15 protein-coding genes are annotated in these 26,675 nt (G+C 33.6%); 11 read left to right on the plus strand and 4 right to left on the minus strand.

Annotated features, from left to right (window positions below; genetic code table 11):
* The 3 genes from DFQ06_RS05715 to DFQ06_RS05725 are packed head-to-tail and all read right to left on the minus strand — an operon-like array spanning window position 1 to window position 7,164.
* Window positions 1-3,195 carry a glycoside hydrolase family 2 TIM barrel-domain containing protein gene (locus tag DFQ06_RS05715; RefSeq protein WP_133966586.1) on the minus strand — a complete coding sequence of 1,065 codons (3,195 nt, stop codon included), beginning with the start codon at window positions 3,193-3,195 and terminating at the stop codon, window positions 1-3.
* 22 nt (window positions 3,196-3,217) lie between these two features.
* A complete protein-coding gene (locus DFQ06_RS05720) occupies window positions 3,218-5,497 on the minus strand; it encodes an FAD-dependent oxidoreductase (protein ID WP_133966588.1) in 2,280 nt (759 codons plus the stop codon).
* A 20-nt stretch (window positions 5,498-5,517) separates the two neighbouring features.
* Window positions 5,518-7,164, minus strand: a complete 1,647-nt coding sequence (locus tag DFQ06_RS05725) for a sodium:solute symporter family protein (protein ID WP_133966590.1) — start codon at window positions 7,162-7,164, stop codon at window positions 5,518-5,520.
* 489 nt (window positions 7,165-7,653) lie between these two features.
* Here DFQ06_RS05725 and DFQ06_RS05730 point away from each other — a divergent pair, with 489 nt between their 5' ends.
* The 11 genes from DFQ06_RS05730 to DFQ06_RS05780 all read left to right on the plus strand — a co-directional run bounded on the left by DFQ06_RS05730 (window position 7,654) and on the right by DFQ06_RS05780 (window position 25,338).
* Window positions 7,654-8,955, plus strand: coding sequence for a sulfatase-like hydrolase/transferase (locus DFQ06_RS05730; protein WP_133966592.1), 1,302 nt, complete (start codon window positions 7,654-7,656; stop codon window positions 8,953-8,955).
* Between the two features lie 4 nt (window positions 8,956-8,959).
* Window positions 8,960-10,339, plus strand: coding sequence for a glycoside hydrolase family 28 protein (locus tag DFQ06_RS05735; RefSeq protein WP_133966594.1), 1,380 nt, complete (start codon window positions 8,960-8,962; stop codon window positions 10,337-10,339).
* 6 nt (window positions 10,340-10,345) lie between these two features.
* Window positions 10,346-12,187 (plus strand): sulfatase family protein, encoded by a 1,842-nt coding sequence (locus DFQ06_RS05740; protein WP_133966596.1) that lies wholly within the window; start codon window positions 10,346-10,348, stop codon window positions 12,185-12,187.
* A gap of 31 nt (window positions 12,188-12,218) precedes the next feature.
* Window positions 12,219-13,106, plus strand: a complete 888-nt coding sequence (locus DFQ06_RS05745; RefSeq protein WP_074935642.1) for a family 16 glycosylhydrolase — start codon at window positions 12,219-12,221, stop codon at window positions 13,104-13,106.
* A 24-nt stretch (window positions 13,107-13,130) separates the two neighbouring features.
* A complete protein-coding gene (locus DFQ06_RS05750) occupies window positions 13,131-14,483 on the plus strand; it encodes a glycoside hydrolase family 28 protein (RefSeq protein WP_133966598.1) in 1,353 nt (450 codons plus the stop codon).
* Window positions 14,484-14,491: 8 nt separating this feature from the next.
* A complete protein-coding gene (locus tag DFQ06_RS05755) occupies window positions 14,492-15,751 on the plus strand; it encodes a glycoside hydrolase family 117 protein (RefSeq protein ID WP_133966600.1) in 1,260 nt (419 codons plus the stop codon).
* The gene (locus DFQ06_RS05760; protein ID WP_133966602.1) at window positions 15,748-18,603 is read left to right on the plus strand and encodes a glycoside hydrolase family 2 protein; all 2,856 of its coding nucleotides are present in this window, start codon (window positions 15,748-15,750) and stop codon (window positions 18,601-18,603) included. Before DFQ06_RS05755 ends, DFQ06_RS05760 begins: the two co-directional genes overlap by 4 nt.
* Window positions 18,604-18,613: 10 nt before the next feature.
* Window positions 18,614-20,131 (plus strand): alpha-L-fucosidase, encoded by a 1,518-nt coding sequence (locus DFQ06_RS05765; RefSeq protein WP_133966604.1) that lies wholly within the window; start codon window positions 18,614-18,616, stop codon window positions 20,129-20,131.
* Between the two features lie 19 nt (window positions 20,132-20,150).
* Window positions 20,151-21,707, plus strand: coding sequence for a sulfatase family protein (locus DFQ06_RS05770; protein WP_133966606.1), 1,557 nt, complete (start codon window positions 20,151-20,153; stop codon window positions 21,705-21,707).
* A 108-nt stretch (window positions 21,708-21,815) separates the two neighbouring features.
* Complete coding sequence (locus DFQ06_RS05775; protein ID WP_133966608.1) at window positions 21,816-23,021, plus strand: carboxypeptidase-like regulatory domain-containing protein; 1,206 nt, start codon at window positions 21,816-21,818, stop codon at window positions 23,019-23,021.
* A gap of 157 nt (window positions 23,022-23,178) precedes the next feature.
* Window positions 23,179-25,338 carry a right-handed parallel beta-helix repeat-containing protein gene (locus tag DFQ06_RS05780; RefSeq protein ID WP_133966610.1) on the plus strand — a complete coding sequence of 720 codons (2,160 nt, stop codon included), beginning with the start codon at window positions 23,179-23,181 and terminating at the stop codon, window positions 25,336-25,338.
* An 82-nt stretch (window positions 25,339-25,420) separates the two neighbouring features.
* Here DFQ06_RS05780 and DFQ06_RS05785 read toward each other — a convergent pair whose 3' ends face one another.
* A complete protein-coding gene (locus DFQ06_RS05785) occupies window positions 25,421-26,590 on the minus strand; it encodes a cytochrome-c peroxidase (protein WP_133966612.1) in 1,170 nt (389 codons plus the stop codon).
* Between the last annotated feature and the right edge of the window lie 85 nt (window positions 26,591-26,675).

Genomic DNA, 26,675 nt, shown 5'->3' on the forward strand with positions numbered 1-26,675 from the left:
TTAGTTTGTTGTTACTTTAACTATTTGGGACCAATTGCTTTCCTTTCCATCAGAATTTCTTTTTATTTTAAAGAATATTTCCTTTTCGCCATTTAAATCGATGGACAGCATGCCTCGTACATTTGTTACAAATTCTTTATCTAAATTATCACTTGAAGCTCCATATTGAACCGTGTAATCACCATCATTAAAATCGCTAGAATAACCAATCACTAATTTTCTATCAGCTATAAAAGCATCCCAAATAATAGGTGGCAATTCGTTTCCGTTAGGTGTTATTTCTACTGTTTTTGACGGCTTACTACTTCCTTTATCATTAACCGCATAAAGTTTGAAACTATATACTTTTTTATTGATTAAACTATCTATTTCTATGGCGTTTGTAATGGTTCTGTATGAGGTTAGCTCTTTCCCTGATGCGTTGGTATATGTTACAAAATATTCTGTAGCATTTGGAACGGCATCAAAAAGAATTCTTACTGCATTGTTCCCTGAGATTATTTGAGATATTTCGGGCGTGATTGCATTTTGAAAAGAAATGTTTTTATCAAATCTTGAATAGCCAGTTGGAGTTATTAAACTTATGGTGAAATCTAAAATATCTTCTGGTAATTTCCCCCAAGAAATAGCACTTTTCCATTCTCCATCCTTTGGAGTTAAATTAGGCAAATCATGAGATTGCTTTAAAACCGTTTCGCCTTTTAAATTTTTAAATTGATATTCCAATTTATAGTTGCGCATACTATGGCTAGGATAATCTCCAGTATCTCTAATAGGCATCACAATATTGGCCGTGTTTTTTTCAAAATCTATGTTTGAAACTTGAATATCTAAAACAGGTGAATGCTCTTTTTTTATACGATTAAACAAGCGTCTTTTATGGCGCCAAGAACTAATAATACCCCAAACACGATTTTCTTCTGCTGTTGTTGCGGCATAACCACTACGATAATCGTTAAATGTCCACATTGAAGTCCCTATAACAAATTCATTTTTATGTCGGAAATGATTGGTCCATTCTGAGAATATTTCTTTATCACCATCTAGCGCTGTTGACGGAAAAGGATCAAAACCAAATTCTGAAATAAATACAGGTTTATCGGGCCATTTTGTTCTTAGGGTATTCAAAATATCTTGTGGTTCCCCTTGCCAACGATACATGTTATGCATAATGATATCAACATAGGTATTTGGGTCGGTTTCGGGTGTGTATTCTTCCTTTTGACCAGAATTGCTCACACAGGTTATTAACCTATAAGGATCTAATTCCTTTTTAATATAATCTATGGCTTCAATAACATATGCTTTGTGATTATTTAATTCGTTACCAACACTCCAACCTATAATACTTGGGTGATTAATATCTCGTTCAATCATACCCTTTAACCAATATTTAGAAAGTGCATAGTTTTTTTCAGAAACACTAATATTATGTTTATCCGTAAGTTTAACATAAGGTTCGTCTAACATTAAAACCTCCTCATCTTCATTATTAATATTGATTGATTTTTTGTTTTTAAGTTTAGAAACCGGATAATAATTTGCTCTAAATTCATCATTATATAAATCTCGAACATTAATTTCTTCAAATAATAAAATGCCCTTTGAATCGCACAATTCAATGAGTTTTTCATTTTGAGTACCATGCATAATTCGCATAAAGTTAGCACCGGCTTCCTTCATTAAATCTACATCTTTTTCTAAAACTTCTAAAGGCTCAGATGATCCCCAAAAACGATGTTCGCTCACTCTATTGAATCCTGCCAATCGCACAGCTTCACCATTCAATATCATTTTAGAATCGGTAAGCTCTACTTTTCTAATTCCGAAATTATCTTTTCTTTCATTTAGAACAACGTTGTTCTCCGAAATAGTCGTTACCATTTGATATAACTTCGGGTTATCGAAATGCCATAATTCTACGTCTTCAGCTTTTAAATTAGTTTCTAAAAGTAAATCTGCTGTACTGTTTGATTCAATGTCTATAGCACCTTTTAAAGTCTCAATGGTAACCTTATTAATTATTTTAGAATAGACGGTAATCTTTCTTTTTTCCGAAGCATTATTTTCAATTTTTACTTTTAATTTTAAGTGTGCTGCTCCCGTTTTTAAGTTAGGATCGGCATGAATATATTGATAATCTATACGAACATCTTTATTTTGCGAAAGCGTAACATCTCTAATAATACCACCCCAATTCCAGGTTGCTCCAACAATGGAACTATTATCTGCCTGAACTGCAATTACATTTTCTCCATTGAAGTTTACCGCATGGGTTACATCAAATTCGAAAGGTGTAAAACCTCCCCTATTTTTACCAATAAACTGCCCATTGAGATATACTTTTGATAGATGATACACGCCATCAAATTTTAAATAATATCTATCATCCGAAGCTTTTGTCCAAGATTTAGGAAGGGTGATACTTTTACGATACCAGCCTTTTCCCGTATAGTTTGAATATGCATTGTTCATTCCCCAATGTCCTGGAACCGATAAATCGTCCCAATCGGAATCATCAAAATCAGATAAAAACACTTGATTTGGCTCTTTTTTAGCTTTTAAGTATTTCTCTTTAGCAACAGGCCTAAACATAACAGCATCGGCCGCAACACTACCGCTTACAATGGCTGTTACCTCTACATAATTCTTATCTATTCTATTAAAATCAAAAATCCCTAAGCTAATCCATTCGTTACAAAACGTTCTTTGGCTTATGTATTTTGTGGTTGTACCTTGAGCATGTTTAATATTGTACTGAGCCGTTAAATGCGACGCGAACGGAAACTTAGTAAATGCCTCATAATATCCTGAAGCTTCTAAATTTGGATAAAACCTAAAATAAGAATCATCGTCTTTCTGTCCTCCTTTTAAATTGGTTATCGAAAAATTGTGTTGCTCATAATCGGTTTTATAAAATCCTGAATTTCTAGCTGCAGTCTTTTTAGTTTCCCATTTACCATGTACTTCCACATTAGCATCGGTATTATCAATAATGATATCATTTTCAGTTTCTACTATATTTAGATAATTAGAACCTTCGCCATAAATGGTATGGAATTTCCAATCGCCATTTAAAGTCATCTTATTTACTTCAACTAAATCATCCGATTTTACAACGGAATTTCCGCAACCTATCAAGGTTAATGCAGTTAAAAGAAACGCGAAATGATATTTTATATAATAATTTTTCATGCTGAATGATGTGTTTCCTTTATTAGGAAATTAGAATTTCAAAAATAGACACAGGCACATGTGTTTGCGATTTTTCGGTCTCGATAATAATCCCTTTTGTTTTGTGTTTTTGTTTGAAATGCCAAGTATTTATAGTTTGATGATTATCTTCTTTTTCAAAAAGAACAGTACCATTTACATCTTTAATTTTATAATTACCTAAACAAAAAGGAACGATATCTTCCGGGTGTCCCATAAGTGTAGATTCCATTGGGTGATCGTAATCTGAATCTAAAAACAACTTAATTTCAGACAGTTCTTGTTCAGAATCCCATTCAATTTTTAAAGTTGGCTTTTTATCATTTATATCTGCAACCCATGCATTTACTGTCTTTCCTGGTCGTACATATCCGTTGCTTAAATTTTCAACTTCAAAAGCTTCAATAGCCGGTGAAATTTCCATTGCAATATTTTTCCCTTCTGGCCTTCTGTGTGGTGTCCAAAATTCGAATGTATCTACTCCTATATTATCAGGAGGTGTTTGTTTTCCGTTATTTGAAACAGCTTTATTAACACCATTAAACACAGAAAGTACTCCTGTAAATCTATTATCACTCGTTTTAATACTGATTTTTTCATTAGATAAAAATGTGATAAATCCGTATTGATTATTCTCTAAAGTATTAGAAAATTCAACATCTATATATTGTTCTCCTTGTTCTAAATTGAATAATTGAGATTCTAAAATAACTTCTGGTGTATAGTTTTCAGGTTTAATAGAAGTTTTTAGTTCTACTTTTAAATCTGTTTTTTCTTCAGCCTTAACTAAAACTCGAACTTTGTAATTTTTATTGACTTTTAACGGCAACATTTGTGCTGCTGAAATTGATAAATTAAACCAATTGCCATTAAAAGGTATTTCTGAAATACTTAACGTTGAAGAACTCGTTAGTTTTGCTTGATTTACTAAATTACTAGTAGATAGAATAGGAACATTTGGTATGCTTTGCCCGATTTTATTCAATTCATTCTGAAGATTTTTAATTTCTCCATTTTCTAAAATCTCTGCTGGTTTCAAGTTTTTATCGATACACATAGATGCTGCCATACCTACGGCTTGGGCGCAAAACCCAGTAGTAGCCATAACTCGAGTAGAACCAAATGCAACATGCGTTGCGCTTATAATACGGCCAGCTAAAAATAAATTATCAATGTCTTTACTCACAAAAGAGCGATACGGAATATCGTAAATACCTTTAGAGTGCCATTGTGTGCAACCCGAAAGTTCGCTATAAACGCCATCTGCTGGATGTAAATCAATTGCCCAACCTCCAAATGCAATAGCATCATCAAATTTGCGTTGCTCTATAACATCTTGTTGCGTCATCATATACAAGCCTTCAAAACGACGACTTTCTCTTTTACCAGGAACAGTTGCTACCCATTCTAAAGTCATGTTTTCAACACCTTCAAAAGTTCTGGAGTTTTTAATATAATCCCAAACGCCGTAAATGACTTTCCAAAGTTCGTATTTAATTTCTTCGGTTTCATGAATAGTATCATGTCTGCCACCATATTCAAACCACCAAAAACGACAACCTTTATCATCTTTACCAATGGCTTTATATCTCGGGATGGTTGTAATATCTTTTAAAGCATATGCAGGCGGAATATATTTTACAGGCTTTTCGGTCTCTTTACTGTAAAAATACATAGAGTGACCAAGTAACTCGCCATAAGATTTCTCGGGTGCAAAGGCCTCTCCAAATTCCTCTTTAGTTTCTGCTCCCATTCTAAAAGAAGCGCCTGCTTTAAAAGCCACAATGCCATCTCCAGAAGCATCGCAAAACAAAGGTGCATTAATATTATATTCTGTTGAATTTTGAGAGTTGAACGCTTTAACAGATTCTATTTTATGATCTCCAGATTTAGTAACATCGTAAACCGAAGTATTTAAAAGTAATGTAATATTAGGCTCTGCAAGCACTTTTTCTAACAAAACGGTATCAAAAATAACAGCATTTCCTTCTCGATTTCTATATAGATTTTCCACTAAAATTTCATCCATTACGCCACCCTCACGTGCCCAACGATTGTTGTTTCCCATGTGAGACGTTGCGCCTAAAATCCATAACCGTACTTCTGATGATGCATTACCACCTAAAACCGGCCGATCTTGCACTAAAATAGTTTTGGTGCCTTTTCTTGCTGCCGTTATAGCTGCACAAACACCAGCGGTTCCACCGCCAACAATTACAAAATCGGTATTAATAGTTACTGATTTACAATCTCTAACATTTTTATTGAATGTTTCTAAAATCATCTGTTATGTACTTTTTAAATCTATTTTTTTGTTTTCCTGATAATGTATAATCCTAAAACAAGTACCGAAACACCCATGCCTCCAACTAAAAGTTGAGCCGACTCACCTATAACCGATAGTATTAAAATTAATAAGCCTGTTAATGCTACACCAATACCAATAACTCTTGTTCCTTTATTATTGCTGCCATCTTCAGCCTCTTGTGGTTCTGCTACTTTTAATTGCCTTTTAGTTTCATACACATCATAAGCTGAAGTACTACTATTTGAATATTTTAAATACAATTCAATACCTAACAGTAATACAATAGGAATCCCCATACCAACGCCCATTTCCATGGCTCTACCTAAAGTTAAGTCTATTAAATCTGGTGCAAAAAATTTAAAAAACGCATTGATACCAAGAGAAATTACGGTAACACTTAAAACTGTTTTCCCTGTTTGAAGTTTGGAAAAAAGCGCCCACAAAGGCGGTAAAAACATAGCTCCACCTGTTAAAGCTGCTAAACTCATAACCACTTCTACAATACCGCCTAAAAGTGGTACCAATAAAGCTATAATAATAGTTAAAACTCCTAATAGAATAGTTGCTATTCTTGCTGTTTTTACTAATTTTTTATCGCTAGTTTCAGGAAATAACCCCTTATAAATATCATTAATTAATACACCTGCAGAGATATTTAGTGTGGTATTAACCGAGCTAGAAGTTGCAAACACCATACCGCCAAGCATTAAGCCTAACATACCAACCGGAAGTACTTCTTTACACATCAATAGATATGCACCTTCATCGGCTAGTTCACCCAATTCAGGATTTAAAACACGGTAAATCATTGGTGGTAACATCCAAATTAATGGGCTTATCGTGTACAAAGCACCGAATAGCCAACCTACTTTTTTTGCATCCTTAGGTGTTGCAACACTCGTGTAACGCTGGACATAGGCCCAGTTTCCAGCAATAAAAAATAAATTATACAGTCCGAATGCAATCATGAACACCCAAGAGTATTCAGAATTTGTAAACTCAAAAAATTGTTCTGGCGCTTGTGAAATAAAATTATCTAAACCTCCAATTTTATCAAAAGATAAAGGCACAACAATAAGCACCGCAGCCGTTAAAACTATAAATTGCAATACATCTGTAACAATAACAGCCCACAAACCGCCAACAGCAGTATAAACTAATATTAAAACCCCTAAAACAATAATACTTGTGGTTATTGGAATTCCTGTAGAAACTTCAACAATTTTAGCAACAGGATATAAAAAGGCTCCCGTAGTAAATATTGAAATTACAAGAAAAATATAGGTATATGCTTTTTGGGTAGATTTACCCAATCTGTCTGTAATAAATTCGGCAGCTGTAAGCGCCTTTGTTTTTTGCCATTTAGGTGCAATAAAAAAACCGATAATAACTCCTGCAATACACATAGTCCATTGAATGGTTACTGCCACCCAACCGCTTGAATAGGCTATAGAACCCCAAACGACAAATGTACCTGCAGAGAAAAAACTCATAAAAAGTGATAAGCCACTCATCCACCAAGGAAGAGCGCCACCAGCTGCAAAATAAGATTTCATATTTTTTCCTGCCTTAGAGAAACTCATCCCGCAAATAAAAACGAGAAGCGTAAAAACAAGAATTACAACAATATCAATGTTAGACATTTTTGATTGATTTAGTTTAGAAAGTTAAAGCAAGTAACCTTAAATTATTTAACAAAACAACTCGATGTATAAAAAACACCTTCGGAAACGTTTCCGGAAATCATTTAGTTTTCGGAAACGTTTCCGAAAACTCTATTTGTTTGATAAAAATTAATCAATAGCTCATTTTAATTATTGAAGGTTGATTTGCTAATTTTTAGTTAACACTATATAAACGTGAATCATTTCTTAAAAATCGATAATAAAACTGAAGTTAATTATAAAAAAAAGAACACGACTACACATCAACAAAACATGTTAAGCGCCTGATTTAAAGTAGAATAACACCACTGGCGATTTCTTTGTTTTTCAAAATAAATCATTTATGGTAGTATTATAAATATCTCTTGCACACTATTGTTTAATGAATCTATAATTTTATTTTCTGACAAATTAAAGGCTATTTAAATTTATAATTTTCATAAAAACTTTGTCTTGAAATATGTACATATGAAAAAAAACAGATTGCTTGTCGCACTTTATTTTAGCTGTATTTTAAGTGGTTTTGCTCAAATGAACATCTTATTTATAGAATCTGATGATCAAAGCAACCAAGCTGTTGGTGCTTATGGAAATAATAGCATGGTAACACCTAATATTGACAAACTAGCCCATGAAGGGGTTTCATTTACATCTGCTTATAATATGGGATGTTGGTCGCCAGCCGTTTGTATACCTAGTAGAACCATGCTTATTTACGGGAAATACTTATGGAAATCGCAAAAAATTAATAAGCAAAATGCTCCAAAATCATTACCCGAAAAATTACACGATAATGGTTACTACACCTATATAACTGGCAAATGGCATGCCATGGGAAAACCCGTAAAAACTATTTTTGACGAAACTGGAAGCATACAGCCTGGGCAATTAAAAACATACAACGCACCAGCCGGACATATTACCGATATTACTGCAAGCGAAGCTGTTAACTTTATAAAAAACTACAAAAATGATAAACCGTTTTTTGCCTATGTAGCCTTTAATGCGCCTCATGTACCAAGGCAAACCACACAAAATTATTACGATTTATATCCTGCAAATAGTATAGAACTTCCTCCTAGTGTTGTAGACAATACCCCTTTAAACAAAAATGTAAAATATCAATACGCACCAGATCCTTTACGGTCTAAAACCATGCAACAACGTGTTCAACAAAATAATGCCATGGTAACACATATGGACGCCCGCATTGGCGATATTATTAAATCTCTAAAAGATAAAGGCGTGTATGATAATACTATTATTGTTTTCACATCAGATCATGGTATTAATTTTGGAGAAAATGGAGTTGCAGGTAAAGTATGTTTATACGAACCTAGCGTTACTGCGCCACTAATTATTAAAGCTCCAACGGTTACGCCTAATAGTAAAATTACTGCCCGCGTTTATTTACAGGACATTGCTCCTACTCTTTTAGATTTATTAGAACTAGAATCTAACGAACCTACAGACTTTCAAAGTTTAAAGCCTTTACTTTCTAAAAATGGAAAAGCGAGAGCTTCTATATACTTAGCGATGTTTGATAATCAAAGAGGTATTATTTCCGAAGATAAAAAACTAATAATTTACCCTAAAACAGGCAACTTAGAGCTCTACGATATAAAAAACGATCCATGGGAAACTAAAAATTTAATTAGTAAGAAGACATCGAAATCACTCATTTCTAAACTTTTAAAAGAAATGAAAGGATGGCAATTAAAAACGGCAGACAAAACGGATTTAACAGCCTTTTACAATCAATACATTTAATAATATGAAAAACTTCTTACTAATAATATGCTTGAGTTTTTCCATACAGATTGTAGCTAAAGACCATAATGTTTTAAACTACGGAGCCAAAGGAGATGGTGTTTCTCTAGATACTAAAGCTGTGCAAAACGCCATCGATTTATGTTCCAAAGAAGGTGGAGGAAAAGTTATAATTCCGTCTGGTAAAACAGTGGTTATTGGCACTATTTATTTAAAAGATTATGTAACACTTCATATTGAAAACGGAGCAACCTTATTAGGAAGTTCAAATTATGAAGACTATACCACAGACACCCACAAAAACACCTATAAAAACGAACCCCATATGGATCGCTGTCTCATATTTGCTCGAGACGCTAAATCGTTTGCTATAGAAGGTTATGGTACTATTGATGCTAATGGGCATTCAAAATATTTTACTAAGAAAAAAGGCGGTCGCCCGATGATGATGCGCTTTCTTAATTGTAAAAACATCAAACTAAAAGATGTCACATTAATAAATCCAGCCGCTTGGACTTCTGCTTGGTTGTACTGCAATGACATTGTGGTTAATGGGATTAAAATTATAAGCCGCGTTAACAATAATGGCGACGGTTTGGATTTTGATGGGTGTACCAATGTGCGTGTTTCTAATTCGTCTTTCGATACAAGCGACGATTCTATTTGCCTACAAACATCAAGACCAGACAAGCCATGTAAAAACATTGTAATAACCAATTGTGTTTTTACAAGTAAATGGGCAGGAATGCGTATTGGTCTAGCTTCTAGAGGCGATTTCGAATCGGTAACGGTGAGTAATTGTACATTTCACGATATACAAGATTCGGGTTTAAAAATTCAAATGAATGAAGGTGGTGAGATGAAAAATATGGTTTTCAATAATTTAATTATGAAAAACGTACCACGCCCTATATTTATGACCTTTTGCCAACAACGTGCAGGCGTTGATGCGCCACAAGACATGCAACCTATGAAAGCGATGCACGGTTTTATTTTCAGTAATATTATTGCAGATAATAGTGCTTTAGATAAAAATTCCGCCATTTTTATTACAGGTATGCCAGAGCATTATATCACAGATATTCAATTAAATAATATTCAATTTAAAGTCTCTGGTGGTGGCACAAAAGAGGATGCAAATAAAATAAATCTAAAAGAATATACACTAGAAACGTTAGGTAATTGGTGGCCTGAATTCAGTAAAGTAGGTACACTTCCTGCTTCTGGAATTTATGCGAGACATGTGGATGGATTAAGCATCAATAATTTTCATTTGCAAACTATAAATGAAGATCACAGAAAACCTGTTGTTTTTTATGATATTGTGAATTCTAGTACAAAAGCTATCTTTTTAAATAGAAAAGAAGTCCATTTAAAATTTTAAAATTAAATGAAATATCGGTTATTAATTATTGTAATGTTCGTGTGTTTTAACTCCGTTTTAAAAGCACAACAACCAAATATTGTTTGGATTACTTCTGAAGACAATTCTAAGCACTATATGAAACTGTTTGATGAGCACGGTATTGAAACACCAAATATTGAAAGATTAGCAAAAAATGGCATTGTTTTTAATAATGCTTTTTCTAATGCTGCCGTTTGTAGTGCGGCGCGCTCAACATTAATAACTTCTAGCTACGGTCCCCGATTAGCAACACATTATCATAGAGCAGAAGGAAAAGTGACCTTACCAAATAATCAAACTATGTTTCCTGCTTATTTAAGAAAAGCTGGTTACTATACAGCCAATAATGCAAAAGAGGATTACAACATCAATAAACCGGATGATGTTTGGGACGATTCTTCAAAAAAAGCAACTTGGAAAAACAGAAAAGAAGGACAACCCTTTTTCTATGTTTTCAATATTGGTACAACTCATGAAGGTACTTTACATTTCTCTGAAGAAACCATGAATACCACCAAAACCAATACCAACCCTAATTCTGTTTTTGTACAACCAAATCATCCACAAACCGATTTATTTAAATACACCAATGCCTACTATCGAGACAAGATACAAGCCATGGACGCCGAAGTTGGTGCTGTAATTAATAAATTGAAAGATGATGGGCTTTTAGAAAACACCATTATTTTTTACTATGGAGATCATGGTGGTGTGCTACCATTCAGTAAAGGTTATTTAACCGAAACAGGTTTACAAGTGCCATTAGTTGTACATGTTCCCGAAAAGTATAAAAACCTAAGTATTTTTAATGCAGGAAGTCAAACGGATGCTTTTGTGAGCTTTGTAGATTTTGGAGCTACCGTTCTAAATATCGCAGGTATAGAAATTCCTAAAACCATGGATGGTAAACCTTTTTTGGGAGATAACATCAAAGAGCAAACCATTACGAAAAGAAATGAAACTTTTGGCTACGCCGATAGATTTGATGAAAAGTACGACATGGTTAGAAGTTACAGAAAAGGCAACCTCAAATACATTCGTAATTTTCAACCTTTTAATATTGATGGCTTAATGAATGCTTACCGTTACAAGCAAATGGCATATGCAGAATGGTTTAATCTTTTTAAGGCAGGCCAACTAAATAAAACACAATCTAAGTTTTTTGAAACTAAAGCAGTTGAAGAGCTGTATGATATTGAAAAAGATCCTTTTGAAACTAACAATTTAGCTGATAAAGAAGGGTATCAAGCTGAATTAAAAACCATGCGTAAAACTCTAATTTCATGGATGGAATGTCAGCCAGATTTATCATTCTATCCTGAGTTTTATTTGCTTGAAAATGCTATTCAAAATCCAGTAGAGTTTGGTAATGCTCACAAAAAAGAAATTAAAAGCTATTTAAACATATCAAATTTAGCCTTGTTAGATTATGATAAAGCTTCATCTAAAATTTCAAAACATTTAACATCCAATGATCCTTGGAAACGCTATTGGGCATTAATTGTTTGTACAACCTTTGCTGAAAAAGCTAAAGCATTTATACCTCAGATTGAAAACATAATGAAATCGGACACTCAATTAATAAATAGAATGCGAGCAGCCGAATACTTTGGTGTTACCGGTTTGAAAGACACAACCAAAGATATGATTGAAACGGTTTATCAGTCTAAAAACGACACTGAAGCCTTATTGATTTTAAATGCCATCGCATTGCAAAAAGATTTTTATCAGCAATACAACTTCAGCATAAACACCAGTAAAATAAATAAGAAACTACTCGAAAACAAACTGATTTCAGAACGAGTGGCCTATATAAATTCAAAATAATAACATATAAACCAACTTTTAAACTAAAAACATGAAAGCTATACTTAAAAGATCGAAGCAATTTTCAATTTTACTTTTGCTATTAACAGCAAATACAATTTTTGCACAAAAAGGGCCTTATTTCCAGAATGGTGAAGATCCAAAACCAGAAAACGCAAAGTGGAAGTTAATCAAAAACATGTCTGATGAATTTGATGGCAAAAAAATAGACGAGAATAAATGGCAAATTTCTGGTCAAGGTTGGATAGGTAGAGCTCCTGGCCTATTTCAAGCAGAAAACATAAAATTAGATGATGGTAGTTTAAAAATAACAACCAAATTATTACCAAAACCTATTACCAAAAACAATAAAGTATTTACTCACGGTGGCGGATATGTTGGTTCTAAAAACGGCATGACTTACGGCTTTTACGAATGTGAAATGAAAGCCAATAAAACCTTTATGTCTTCTACATTTTGGTTGATTAATGAAGGTAAAGGATTTGAGGGTTGCGATAAACGAACTACGGAATTAGATATTCAAGAAAGCGTTGGGCAAATAACAAATCCGGCAGAATGGATGAAAAATTTTGACCAAAGCATGAATTCAAATACACACAGTAGAAACATTCCTGAGGGCTGTGATTACGAAAAAGGATCTAATAAATCGGGCGGTTTAATAGGCGGAAAAGTTTATGATGATTTTCATGTTTATGGTGTATGGTGGAAATCTAAAGATGAAGTATTATTTTATTTAGATGGTAAATTACAAGGAAAAGTAGCCCCTCCTGCAGATTATGATATTGAAATGTATTTAAGAATGGTAGTTGAAACTTATAATTGGAACCCAGTTCCTGAAGATGGCGGCATGACGGGTTCTGAAGAAGATAGAACAACCACATACAACTGGGTTAGATCTTGGACTTTAGACGAAAAATAAATATAACTAAAACAACAACATAGCATGTTAAAAAGCTTAATATTCTTAGGTTTTGTTACTGCCTTACTGGCTTGTTCTTCAAATTCTAAAACATACAATATAGAAGATTATGGAGCTAAGGGCGATAGCTTAACCATTAATACAAAACCCATACAAAAGGCCATTGATAACTGCTCTAAAAACGGCGGTGGTATTGTACTTATTAAAGAAGGTATTTTTATTAGCGGAACCATAATTTTAAAAGATAATGTAACCCTTACGGTTGAAAAAAACGCCAAATTAGTAGGTAGTTCTAATCCACAAGATTATCAAAGTATAGACACCTTTGTAGATGCCGTTGGTCAACAACGCGGCACTTGCTTAATTGGTGCGCTAAAAGCAACAAATATTGGTGTTTCAGGTGAAGGTACAATAGACGGAAACGGAGCGGCTTTTCTAGCTAAAAATCTTTCAAAAACTAAAAAAGCCTTAGGTGTTACAGATAATAATTTTGGGAAAAACCGCCCCTTTTTATTACGTTTTGTTAAGTCTAATAAAATTACTTTAAAAGATATTCATATTCGTGAAGCTGCAGCTTGGGCTTGTCATTTTTTTCAATCTTATGACATTTTAGTCGATAATATCTCTATTTACAATCATGCTAATAAAAATAATGATGGTATAGATTTAGATTCGAGTCACGATGTGGTTATCAAAAATTGTAATATCAATTCTGGAGATGATGCTATCTGTATAAAATCTACTAGTCCACTAGCTACCCACGATGTTCAGGTATCAAATTGTACTTTAAAAAGCGATTGGGGAGCCATAAAGTTTGGAACAGAATCCATGGGCGATTTTTATAACATCGATATTCGAGATTGTAAAATTTACGACAATAAAGGTGGTGGTATTAAAATACTAAGTGTCGACGGTGCCAATATTCACGACATTACCATAGAAAATATTGAAATGGACAATGTAGATATGCCCATTTTTGTGCGTTTAGGTGAACGATTAAAAACCTATAGAACTGCAAAAAAACAAGCTGTTGGCACTATAAATAATGTACTTATAAAAAATATAACAGCAACTACCAGGAGTTTAGAAGAATCTCGAGTATCACCGCCTTCTGGAATTTTAATAACAGGAACTCCAAACCATAAAATTGGAAACCTAAAATTAGAAAACATCAATATTACATTACCTGGTGGTGGAAAAAAAGATGATGGACTTAATGTTCCTGAAGACGAAACCAGATATCCAGAATTCAGTTTTTTCAAAGTATTACCAGCTTACGGATTGTATGCGAGACACATTGAAGATTTAAAAATTTCAAATGTAAATTTCAAGGTTAATTCACCAGATCAAAGAAGCAAATCGTTAATAATAGAATAGTATAAATCATGAAAACATATAAAACCCTTTTACTCGTAGCATTAACATCAGGTTTATTTCTCAATTCCTGTCAAGTCACCTCACAAAGTTTCCCTTTTAAATTACCAAAAGAAAAACCAAACCAACCTCTAAGTAGAGCTATGGAGCGTAATTACGACAATTACATGGCACCAAGACCAGAAGATAACGAGCTTTACACGCAATTTAAATATACAGAAATAAAAGGTTTAGATTACAGTAATCATGATGGAACTATAAGCCGAAGAGATCCCTCTAAAGTGATTTTTGAAAACGGAAAATATTATGTTTGGTATACACACAGGCAAACAGAAACCCCTCCAAAAGGCGCTAAATTGAGTACAGAAACCATACCATCTGCAGATTGGGATTTATCCGAAATATGGTACGCTACCAGTACCGATGGTTTTACTTGGGAAGAACAAGGTGTCGCTATACCTCGCCCACCAAAACCAAATTTAGGGCATCGTTCGGTATCTACAGCAGATATTTTAAAATGGGAAGGAAAATATTATATGTACTACCAAGGATTTAGTGAAGCCAGTGGTTTACGTGGTGACGATTGTCCGGTTTTAATGTCTTATTCCGATTCTCCTGATGGTCCTTGGACTGCAACTAATGAAATTGTAATTCCAAATGGACCTAAAGACACTTGGGATCAATACTCAATTCACGATCCATACCCTTTAGTTTATAAAGGTAAAATATACTTGTATTACAAATCTGATTTTAATGAGAAGCCTAATTTAGTAAGAATGCAAGGTTTGGCAACTGCCGAAAGTCCGTTTGGTCCATTTACAAAAAACCCTTTAAATCCCGTTTTAACTTCAGGACATGAAACTACACTTTTCCCTTTTAAAGAAGGTATTGCAGCCTTAACTATTAGAGATGGAAACGAACATAATACCATACAGTTTTCTAAAGACGGTATTAATTTTGAAATAGCTTCTTTAGTAGAATTAATGCCTGCTGCGGCTGGCCCATATATTCCAGACGCTTTTACAGATACTAAAGATGGTCGTGGTATTACTTGGGGTATTTCTCATTTTACAAGTTATAATGGTTGGGCTACAAATCATGCTATTTTAGCGCGTTTTGATTGTGATTTAAGTTTAGATGTTAATGATCCTGCTATGAAAAAACATCATGTTTATCATAGTCCAGAAGTTTTTTTTAAGCAAGGTTTAAATCCTAAACAAAAAGCGAGAATACACGAAGAAAACCAAAAATTACAAAATAATAGAAAATGATTAATCATTCTCATAATTTCAAGCCATTTTTTATTGTTTTAGTTTTCATATTATGTGTAGGCAAACTATCTGCACAAAAGATAATAAATAACCATACTACAGAGATACATTATTTATCTGGCACAGACAAGGACCATATGGTAGAGTGGGAGTTTTACTGTTCAGAAGGTATGAATAGTAAAAAATGGACAAAAATTGGTGTACCTTCTTGTTGGGAATTACAGGGTTTCGGGAATTACAATTATGGGTTTGATTATAAAACTGACAAAAAATTACATGATGAACATGGGTTATATAAGCACGAATTCTCAGTTCCTAAAGAATGGAAATCTAAAGATGTAAAAATTGTTTTTGAAGGTGTTATGTCAGATACCGAAGTAAAGTTAAACGGTAAACCTGCTGGCGAAATACACCAAGGCTCTTTTTACGAATTCAAGTATGATATTTCTAAACTTTTAAAATACGGAGAACAAAATTTGCTAGAAATAAAAGTAAACAAAGTGTCTAGTAATACTTCTATAAATTTTGCTGAACGAAATGCAGATTTTTGGATTTTTGGAGGTATTTACAGACCTGTATACTTAAAAGTTTCCCCAAAAGAACATATAGAACGTGTTGCTATTGATGCAAAGGCCAATGGAGATATTAATGTAGATATCTTTTCTGCGTCTAAAAAAACTGAATCTATCAACTTGTTTTTATCAGATTTAAATGGAAATAAACTTCAAAATTTACCCCTCAAATTAAGTCAAATTAAAAACGCGAAATGGCATATTTCTACTAAAGCTAAAAATATAAAAACTTGGAATCCTGAAAAGCCAAATCTATATATTCTTAATATCGAACTCTTAGATAAAAATAAAAATATTTTACATTCCGTAAACGAAAGAATTGGTTTTAGAACTGTGGAGGTGGTTGAAGCAGATGGCATTTATGTAAATGGCAAACGTATTAAATTCAAGGGAGTAAATCGTCATTCTTTTTATCCGTCTTCAGGTCGCACTACTTCAAAAGAATTAAGTATTCAGCATGTAAAAATGATGAAAGACATGAACATGAATGCCGTACGTATGTCTCATTATCCTCCAGATATACATTTTTTAGAAGCATGCGACTCTTTAGGATTATTTGTTATAGATGAAGTTTGCACATGGCATTCTCCGCATCTCGACACAGAGGTAGGTAAAAAAATAGTAAAAGAAACCGTAATTCGGGATGTAAACCATCCATCAATATTATTGTGGGCAAATGGTAACGAAACTGGATGGAACACCGAATTAGATGATGATTATGCCATTTGGGATATTCAAAAAAGAGAAGTATTACATCCTTGGAATATTTTCAGAAAAACCAATACCATGCACTACCCTAGCTATCATATTTTTGCTTATGATTCCTATGCAAAAGATAAAATATATTTCCCTACAGAATTCTTACATGGTTTATATGATGGTGGTCACGGTGCTGGACTAGATGATTACTGGAAGCAAATGTGGAATATGCCTTTATCTGCCGGTGGCTTTTTATGGGATTTCGCGGATGAAGCTGTGGTAAGAACTGATAAAAATAATATTCTTGATACCGACGGGAATCACGCTGCCGATGGCATTGTTGGGCCTTATGGCGAAAAAGAGGCTAGTTATTTTACTATTAAAGAAGTTTGGTCACCTATTTATATAGAAAATCGATTTATTAAACCAAGTTTTAATGGTGTATTTAGAGTTGAAAACAGATATCATTTCACCAATTTAAACGAATGTAAAATACTTGCAAAATGGGTTCAATTTGAAGGGTCAAAAGGCACGGATAAAATAAAAATACTTTCTGAATCTGAAGTGAAATTACCAAATTTAAATCCTTCACAAAAAGGTGAATTTGTAGTTAACAAACCTAACAACTGGCAATCGTCAGATGTTTTGTATTTAACAGCCATTGATCCTAATGGCATGGAGGTTTTTACTTGGAGTTATCCAGTAAAAACACCAAAACAATTAAATGATGGCATTATTGAATATAAAAGTACTGGAGCTATAACAGCTAAGGTTGAAAATGGGCTGATTCATATAAAATCAAATGGTATTAAATACACATTTTCAGAGAAAACAAGCCTATTAAAAAAAGTTAAAAAAAATGATGTCATTATTCCTTTTAACAACGGACCTATAATTTTTAACCATAAAGACAATATAGAATCTGTAAAAATAAATCAACTTAAAGACAAAGTTGAAATTGTTACAATTTTTGAAAAAACTGATAAATCACCAAGTTGGGCAAGTCATAAAGAATATAGTTCAGATGTAATTAAATGGACTGTTTACCCTAATGGGCTTCTAGATTTATATGTTGAAATAAAAGGAAAGAAAATTGTAAAAGGATTTAAAGGCATTACGTTTTCTTTTCCAGAATCTGAAGTGAGTGGAATGAAATGGCTAGGTGATGGTCCTTATCGTGTTTGGCGAAACCGAATGAAAGGAACAAAATTTAAAATTTGGCAAAACAAATACAACAATACGGTAACCGGTGAATCTGGATTTGTATATCCTGAATTTAAAGGGTTTTTCTCCAACTTATATTGGGCTAAAGTAAAAGGTAAAAACAATAATGGTTTTACGGTATATTGTAATTCAGAACACATCTATTTACGTTTGTTAACACCGCAGCAACCAAAGGAGGATCCTAACCATAGAGTATCTGTAGATTTTCCTGAAGGCGATATATCTTTCATAAAAAATATTCCTGCAATTGGAACTAAATTTCAAACAGGGGATAAAATGGGCCCTCAAGGAAATTCTGAAAACTATTTTGGAAACGATGATAATCCCATACTAATCGAATTGACGTTTGAATTTTAAAAATCCAAAAATGAGCTCTATAAAAATTTCAATAGTAATAATCCTCATTTCTCTTATTGGTTGTAAAAAAAATGACGAAGTAGAAAAAGTAGATAAAGGTTACGAACCAACATTCAAATCTTTAAAAAAACACCAAGCCGCACCACAATGGTTTCAAGATGCCAAACTAGGAATCTATTTTCATTGGGGTCCATATAGCGTACCTGCTTACGGAAGCGCATGGTATCCGCACAACATGTATAAAGACCAAGGAAATGTTCGTAAACATCACGATAAAACGTATGGTAGTATTTTTGAATTTGGTTACGAAGATTTTATACCGATGTTTAAAGCAGAACAATTTGACTCTGAAGATTGGGCAGATTTATTTCAAATGGCTGGCGCAAAATTTGCTGGACCAGTAGCACAACACCACGATGGTTTTGCCATGTGGGATAGTGAAGTTAACCCCTGGAATGTGGCAGACATGGGACCAAAAAGAGATGTTCTTGGTGAACTTTTCAAGTCTTTAAAGCAAAGAAATATGAAAACCATTGCTACGTTTCATCATGCTAGAAATGGACAACGCAATGCCAATAAACCGGAGGCATGGAAAACAGCCTATGATAGTCATTATGTATATCATCCAGATTTACCAACAGCAACTACAGATCCTAAATTACGCAAGCTTTTTGGCAATTTTGAAACGATAGATGAATTTAACCAATATTGGTTAAACCAAGTAAATGAAGTTGTTGACAAATACAATCCTGATATTTTATGGTTTGACTCTTGGCTAAACTTAATTCCTGAAGAGAAAAGAATGGAAATGGCAGCACATCATTTTAATAATGGGTTAATACATAATAAAGAAGTTATTACTGCCCATAAACAAGATGATTTACCTTTAGAGTATAGTGTGCTAGATTTTGAACAAGGTGGAAGAAGAGACATTCACCCAATGCCATGGTTAACAGATATTACTCTGGGTGAAAGTAAATGGATGTATGTAGAAGGCCATAAATATAAAACTGCCGATTTAGTTATAAGAAATATGATTGATGTTTGGAGTAAAAATGGCATTGTTTTACTTAATGTATCTCCAAGAGCAGATGGTGTTATAAATCAGGAACAAAGAAACGTTTTAAAACAAATTGGTAATTGGTTAAAAGTGCATGGTGAAGCTGTTTATGGAACTCGGACACATACCATATTTGGCTATGGACCCGCAAAAGCGGTAGATGGCTCTCACGGTGGGCAATCATCAAAAATTAAATACACAGCAGACGATGTTCGCTTCACCATTTCTAAAGATAAAAAGGCCATGTATGTCTTTTTTCTAGGAAAACCCGAAGTCGGTAAAAAAATTCAAATGAGAGCCATAGGTGGATATCATAGAAACATTCCTCCTTCACCTATCAAAAATATTAAACTCTTAGGTAGTGATGTGAAAGTTGATTGGAAACTAACCTCAGAGAGTTTTTATTTAACTATGCCAGATGTTGAAATGAACAAATTCGCAACTGTTTTTAAGTTTGAATTAGAATAACATTATAAATACAAATAAAATGATTAAGTATCTTAACACACTAAAGCAATTATTTTTTATATTTTTTGCACTTTCCTCAGTACTTTCATTTGGACAAAAAAGTAGTAAAAAACCAAATGTACTAGTCATTTTCACAGACGACCATCGCTACTCTGGTGTTCATGTCTTAGGCGGTATGGATGTTAAAACGCCCAACATAGACCTTTTGGCTGCAGATGGAGTAACGTTTGATAACACCTATTTAATGGGCGCTTTTACAGGAGCAACCTGCGTAGCAAGTAGAGCGATGTTACTCACTGGAACCAATTTGTTTGAATTAGGTGGCGCTGGGCATAAAATTCTGGAGAAAAGTAAAACCATTGGAGAAACCTTTCAAAAAGAAGGTTACAACACTCATATTATTGGCAAATGGCACCAAGATGGCGAATCGCTAAAACGTAGTTTTACATCGGGAGATAAAATAATGGGAAGAGGTCTTTATCTTGTAGATCATTTTAGAATGCCATTTTACGATTGGGATAAAGCAGGCGCATTTAAAAAAGAAGATGCCTACCTTTTGGGTTATGACGATCGAGGAAACATTATTCGTAAACCCGTTCCAAAGGATGCCAAAAGAGGACCAACCGGAACAGAAGAAAACGGCCCGCATACCTCAGAGGTTATTGCAAATGAAGCTTCCAACTATTTTAATACTTATAAAAGTAAAAAACCTTTTATGATGTATTTAGCTTTTCATGCGCCTCACGATCCGCGTCAAGCGCCACAGAAATATAAAGACATGTATCCTGCCGAAAATATAACATTACCGCCCTCTTATATGCCACAACATCCATTTGATAATGGACATATGTTTTTGCGTGATGAAGAATTAGCGCCATGGCCAAGAACTACTGAAGTTGCAAAACAACAATTAGCAGATTATTATGCCATAATAACCCATTTAGATGCGCAAATTGGTAAAGTAATAACTGCTCTAAAAGAAAGTGGGCAATACGAAAACACACTAATTGTATTTTCTGGAGATAGTGGTTTAGCTGTTGGAAATCATGGCTTAATGGGAAAACAAAACATCTACGATGAAGATGGTATTCATGTACCCTTAATTTTTTCAGGAAACTTAATAAAAAACAAAGGAACGCGCTTTAACGCTTTATCTTACATACATGATATTTATCCCACAATTTGCGATTTTGTGCAGATTCCAATCCCTGCTTCTGTTTCTGGAAAAAGTCTAACACCAGTAATAAAAAATGAGGTAAACCAAGTTAGAAACTCAACTTATCATGCTTACAGGCAGTTTCAAAGAGCTTTCAGAAAAGGAGATTATAAATTAATTGAATATGTAAGAGCTAACGATTTTTCAAATAAAAACGGAGCATCTATTGCGGGTTCTAGAGTTACGCAATTATTCAATATTAAAAAAGATCCGTGGGAAACACAAGACTTGTCTTTCTTCCCTGAAAACAAAGAAATTATTGCAGAAATGCGCTTAGAAATGAAAGCAAAAGCCATTGAAATTGGGGATAAAAAAGAGAACATCCAAGGTGAAAAATACGATTTCTGGGATTTTTATTAAGAATCACCAGAAACTATATGTGGTAAACTAATAGACATTTGTTATGCCGCAAAGCGAACCTCATTTATATTTTTACAGAACAACTTATTTCTGATAAAAATATAAACTATGGTATACATTACACGCGCTCAAAATGATAACATTTTTAATACAATTTTAAAGAATCTTTTTCCGCTTTTAATAATAACACTCTTTTTTCTAACTCCAACTATTGGTCAATCTCAAGAAGGCAAAGTTGAAATTGATGGAATTATTTTAGATGAAACAAACTTCCCTGTGCCCTATGCCGCTGTTGGAATAGTTGAAAAATATTTAGGAACTTCCAGTACAGAAGATGGTGAGTTTTCAATGTTGGTAACAAAAGGCGAACTACAAGATAGTCTTTCCATTTCCTGTTTAGGGTACGATACTATTAAAATTAAGGTTGAAGATTATCTAAACCAAGAAGAAAAGAAAATTGTTTTAGTTGAAAGTGTTTTCGAAATGGATGAGATTAAACTTCTAAATCCGTTAGAATATGTTTTAAACGCACAAAAAAGCTTAAAAGAAAATACGATAAGTACACCTCATAAAATAGAGATGCTTTACAGAAGAGCAGCAACCGAAGGCGGCAGATCTAAATTTCTTGTGGAAAACTATATAAAAATCAGAGATCGCGGACCAGCATATCCTTTAGGAGTCGTTGAAGTGGCTGAAGCTAGAAAATCTGCAGATTATAGAATTTGGAAACGTGTGCAATGGACACACTCTATTAATCATATGGCAAATGGAAATCCTTTAAGACCATCTGAAAAACAACCAAACTTAAAGAAATTTACTTGGAAGAAAATAGGCGATTCATCTTATGAAGGTGAAGATGTACTTATACTCGAAGGTACAGGTAAAAAGCAATGGAATAAAATAAAGCTATATATCGGCATAGACACTTACAGTGTTTATAGGATAGAAAAACAAAAGGCGCTTTATATTTATCAGAAGCACCAAAACGGAAAGTTATATTTAAGTTATTATGCCAACGAATGGGGATTTCAAAGAGATATGATTCCTGAGCAATATTGGAACACAGAAGCAGAAAAAATGAGTTACCGTCTTGAAGCTTTTGTTTATAATATTGAAATTGACAAAAAGAAAATTAGAATAAAAAGTTTTGGTGATGACTCCGATATGGGATCTCTAGACCTACCCTATCATCCTCAATTTTGGAGAAACCTAAGTATGCCGCCAGACACTAAATTCTATAAAAAAATTAAAAGTGAGCTTGAAAGTAATTATGGTGTTCCTTTGGAAAAACAGTTTGAATTAATTAATAAATAGCCACCTGATTTCTTGCTTTAAAAGGAATAAAACACAACTGTTTTAATTAAAAGTTTTAGCAGATTCATTTTAACCATTTGTTTTACATAAAAAGAGATAGAGCATACTTCTAAGTTCTAGACTTATTTAATTTTGAATTAACTCAAAATTAATCACTATGCATAAAATTACACAAATTTATTTTTATCTCTTTTTTTTATTGTCAAGCACCATAAGTTTCGCTAATGATATTTATGTTGCTACAAATGGTAATGACACAACAGGAAACGGAACTATAAGCAATCCCTACAAAACCTTCAATAAGGCGATATCTGTTATGTCTGCAGGTGATGTATGTATTATTAGAGGTGGTGTTTATGAAGACGCACTTACAATCAACAAAAACGGAACTTCTAACAATTATTTAACCTTTAAAGCTGCCGATGGTGAAGATGTTGAAATTAGAGCCACCAATAAAGTAAATGGTTGGCAAGCACATAGCGGAAACATTTACAAAGCCACAGTAAATATGGCCATTGAAAGCCGCTTTAGAGCCGTATATCACAACAACGAATATATGGATTTGGCAAGATGGCCAAATAACACAGATAATAACCGTTGGACTATAGATTGCACACCTGTAACAGGCGGAGACGGATCTCATTTTACAGCAAGTAATTTACCTAATATTGATTGGAGTGGTGGCATGGTATATTACCTAGGCGCGCATTCTGGAGCAAGTTGGACACGGACAATAACTGCTAGCACAACCAGTAGGATAGACTATACTGAGGTTGATATTACAAAATGGCCTTTTACACCACATAATCCAACCGTTTGGAGAAATAACCCAGGAAATAATAGAGGACAATTATACTTATTTAATAAATTGGAAGCTCTAGATTATGCTAACGAATGGTTTTATGACCAGACAACTAATACACTTTATCTTCAAACTGCAAATGGAACTATGCCTGCCAATGGTAGCGTTGAATATGCTGCATCTAAATTTGCCGCAGAATTAAAAGGCGATTACATTAAGCTAGAAGGTTTAAACTTTTTTGGAGGGAGTGTAAAAATTCATAATAATGCAGACAATAACCAAATTCTAAATTGTTCTATAATTCACGGTAGTGAAGGTCATGATAGTTTAACAAATACATCTGCTCAAGTTGGTGAAGCAGCACTTGAAGTTCTTGGAGATAATACCTTAATAAAAGGCTGTACTTTAGACCATAGTTCTGTAAGTGGTATTGTTATAGGAGGTTGGGCTGCCTCAAATTGTACTATTGAAGGCAACTACATTAGCAATGTAGACTACATTGGCATTCACGCTTCTCCATTAAGAGCGAGTGGTAATGGTATGAAAATATTAAAAAACACCATAACCAATGCAGGTAGAGATGGAATGTATGTATCTGGTTCTAATTGCGAAATTGGCTATAACGACGTTTCTGCTTCACAAAAAATAAATAGTGATTCTGGTGTATTTTATACCGTTGGAAATGCGTCTTTAAAGAATAATGAAATCCATCATAATTGGTTTCATGATGCTACTGCTCCATCTTATTCGCATAATCCAAACGATCCAGGTAAAGCGGCAGGAATCTATTTAGATAATAATAGCAAGGGTTATACGGTTCATCATAATGTTATTTGGAATGTATCTTGGAGTGGATATCAAGTAAATTGGAATAATACAAATTTAGACTTTTATCATAATACTATTTGGAATGCAGAACGCGCCATGGACTCCTGGGTAAATGGTTACACTCAAGAAAATAATAAGATTTATAATAATTTTGCAAACACTGGTAATTGGTTTACTGAAACTGCTACAGATTTCGATATTCAGGATAATATAATAACAAATACTTCGCCTTTTGAAGATGCAAACAACCAAAACTTTATGCCTGCTGCTGGAAGCTCAGTATTAGACGCAGGAAGGTTTATATCTAGTTTTACAACAACTTATAAAGGAACTGCTCCAGATATTGGCGCTTATGAAAGATTAGGTACACAATGGACTGCTGGCGTAAATGCCATAGAAGACACTGGCGAAGCTTTAAGCACAACCGATAACGAATTATTGAAACTAGAATTATTTCCTAATCCGGTTCGTGATAACTTAAACATCATATTACCAAATAACTTTACAACTGGTTCCATAGACGTTTATTCGCTGCTTGGAGCTCTTGTTAAAAGTACTGAGGTAAAAGGAAACTTAAATAATTCAACATTTGTAATACCAATAGAAAATTTAGTTACCGGAACATATATTATTAGAGTAAAATCCAGAGATGGTGCTTCATTTAATTCTAAGTTTATAAAGAAATAAATGATAAAATTTACAATTAGGGTTGCTAAATGGTAACCCTAGTTTTAAATGATATTTCAACAATAAGAAAACGATAAACATCTTATATATCACCTCCTACCGGAAGTCCACTTGGAACTTGTTCTGGTATGTCTTTATCAAAATCTTCGGAATTTAAACTATTCAAAAATGAAATAATTAAGCTCATGTCCATAACCTTTATATTGACTTGCTTAGCTAAAGAATCGATATGTTTTGTTGGAACATGATTGTTTTTAGAAGGTCCGTTAGAAATATCCTCATAAAACTCTAAAACGGCCTGTAAATCTTTTAATTTACCATTGTGCATGTAAGGCGCTGTATATCTCAAATTTCTTAAACTTGGTGTTCTAAAAGCGTAGGTACTATCTACTCCACCATCAGAGAACGGTAATTTCTCATTATCTACAACACCTAAAATATGAGTTTTATAATCAGAAAACATAGGCCCGTTATGGCATAAATTGCATTTGGTTGCTTTAAATAATTCGAAACCATCTTTTTCAGCCATAGACAAAGCGTTTTCATCACCTTGAACATACTTATCAAACCTTGAATTTGGTGTAATTAACGTTCTTTCAAACGCCGCAATAGCTTTCCCTAAATTAACTTTATCAATAGCATTATCTCTCTTAAATGCCTTTTCGAATAAAGTAACGTACTCCGGAATTTCTTTTAATCGCGCAATAATAACATTCAATATATCATGTTCAGAAATCTTATCACCTCGCATTTCTTCTAATGTTTCTATAGGCAATAATGCTTGCGCCTCCAATCCTTCCGCTCTATTATCCCAAAACATCGGTGATTCATTTGAATGGTATACTCCTTGAATATCTATTCCGTTAAATGCCGTATTTAAAATAGTATGCGCATTTCTTTTTACAAAAGGAATATGGTTAGGCTCGTTAAATTTCCGTGTAAAACCTAAACCTTTACCATTTGCACCAATAGAAAGATCTAAAGGTTCTGCAAACCCAAATTCAGGATGATGGCACGTAGCACACGACACATCTTTATTTCCAGATAAAATAGGATCGTAAAAAAGCAATTTCCCTAATTTAACTTTATCAGGATTAGAAATATTATCTCGAGGTTCTGCAACATTTTCAGGCAAGGGGATATAACCATCATTATCAGGTTCTATGAGCTCCTTTATGTTTTTTTTAGTTGAATTATAACAACCACTAAAAACAATCAAAAAGATAAGATAAATGTTAATATGGCGTTTCATTAATACTTAAATTAAATTGTTACTTTAAAAGTAGTTCAACACTGAATCTATAGGATTGTAAGCAGAAAAATTACTAGTATAAATT

This window comes from Algibacter lectus (assembly GCF_004368925.1).
GTDB lineage: Bacteria > Bacteroidota > Bacteroidia > Flavobacteriales > Flavobacteriaceae > Algibacter > Algibacter lectus.

Excerpts from the sequence above, each read along its gene's own strand:
- DFQ06_RS05760 (WP_133966602.1), top strand. The coding sequence starts at position 15,748 with ATGATTAATCATTCTCATAATTTCAAGCCATTTTTTATTGTTTTAGTT.
- DFQ06_RS05785 (WP_133966612.1), bottom strand. The coding sequence starts at position 26,590 with ATGAAACGCCATATTAACATTTATCTTATCTTTTTGATTGTTTTTAGT.
- DFQ06_RS05740 (WP_133966596.1), top strand. The coding sequence starts at position 10,346 with ATGAAATATCGGTTATTAATTATTGTAATGTTCGTGTGTTTTAACTCC.
- DFQ06_RS05770 (WP_133966606.1), top strand. The coding sequence starts at position 20,151 with ATGATTAAGTATCTTAACACACTAAAGCAATTATTTTTTATATTTTTT.
- DFQ06_RS05750 (WP_133966598.1), top strand. The coding sequence starts at position 13,131 with ATGTTAAAAAGCTTAATATTCTTAGGTTTTGTTACTGCCTTACTGGCT.
- DFQ06_RS05720 (WP_133966588.1), bottom strand. The coding sequence starts at position 5,497 with ATGATTTTAGAAACATTCAATAAAAATGTTAGAGATTGTAAATCAGTA.
- DFQ06_RS05730 (WP_133966592.1), top strand. The coding sequence starts at position 7,654 with ATGAAAAAAAACAGATTGCTTGTCGCACTTTATTTTAGCTGTATTTTA.
- DFQ06_RS05745 (WP_074935642.1), top strand. The coding sequence starts at position 12,219 with ATGAAAGCTATACTTAAAAGATCGAAGCAATTTTCAATTTTACTTTTG.
- DFQ06_RS05780 (WP_133966610.1), top strand. The coding sequence starts at position 23,179 with ATGCATAAAATTACACAAATTTATTTTTATCTCTTTTTTTTATTGTCA.
- DFQ06_RS05755 (WP_133966600.1), top strand. The coding sequence starts at position 14,492 with ATGAAAACATATAAAACCCTTTTACTCGTAGCATTAACATCAGGTTTA.
- DFQ06_RS05775 (WP_133966608.1), top strand. The coding sequence starts at position 21,816 with ATGGTATACATTACACGCGCTCAAAATGATAACATTTTTAATACAATT.
- DFQ06_RS05715 (WP_133966586.1), bottom strand. The coding sequence starts at position 3,195 with ATGAAAAATTATTATATAAAATATCATTTCGCGTTTCTTTTAACTGCA.
- DFQ06_RS05735 (WP_133966594.1), top strand. The coding sequence starts at position 8,960 with ATGAAAAACTTCTTACTAATAATATGCTTGAGTTTTTCCATACAGATT.
- DFQ06_RS05765 (WP_133966604.1), top strand. The coding sequence starts at position 18,614 with ATGAGCTCTATAAAAATTTCAATAGTAATAATCCTCATTTCTCTTATT.
- DFQ06_RS05725 (WP_133966590.1), bottom strand. The coding sequence starts at position 7,164 with ATGTCTAACATTGATATTGTTGTAATTCTTGTTTTTACGCTTCTCGTT.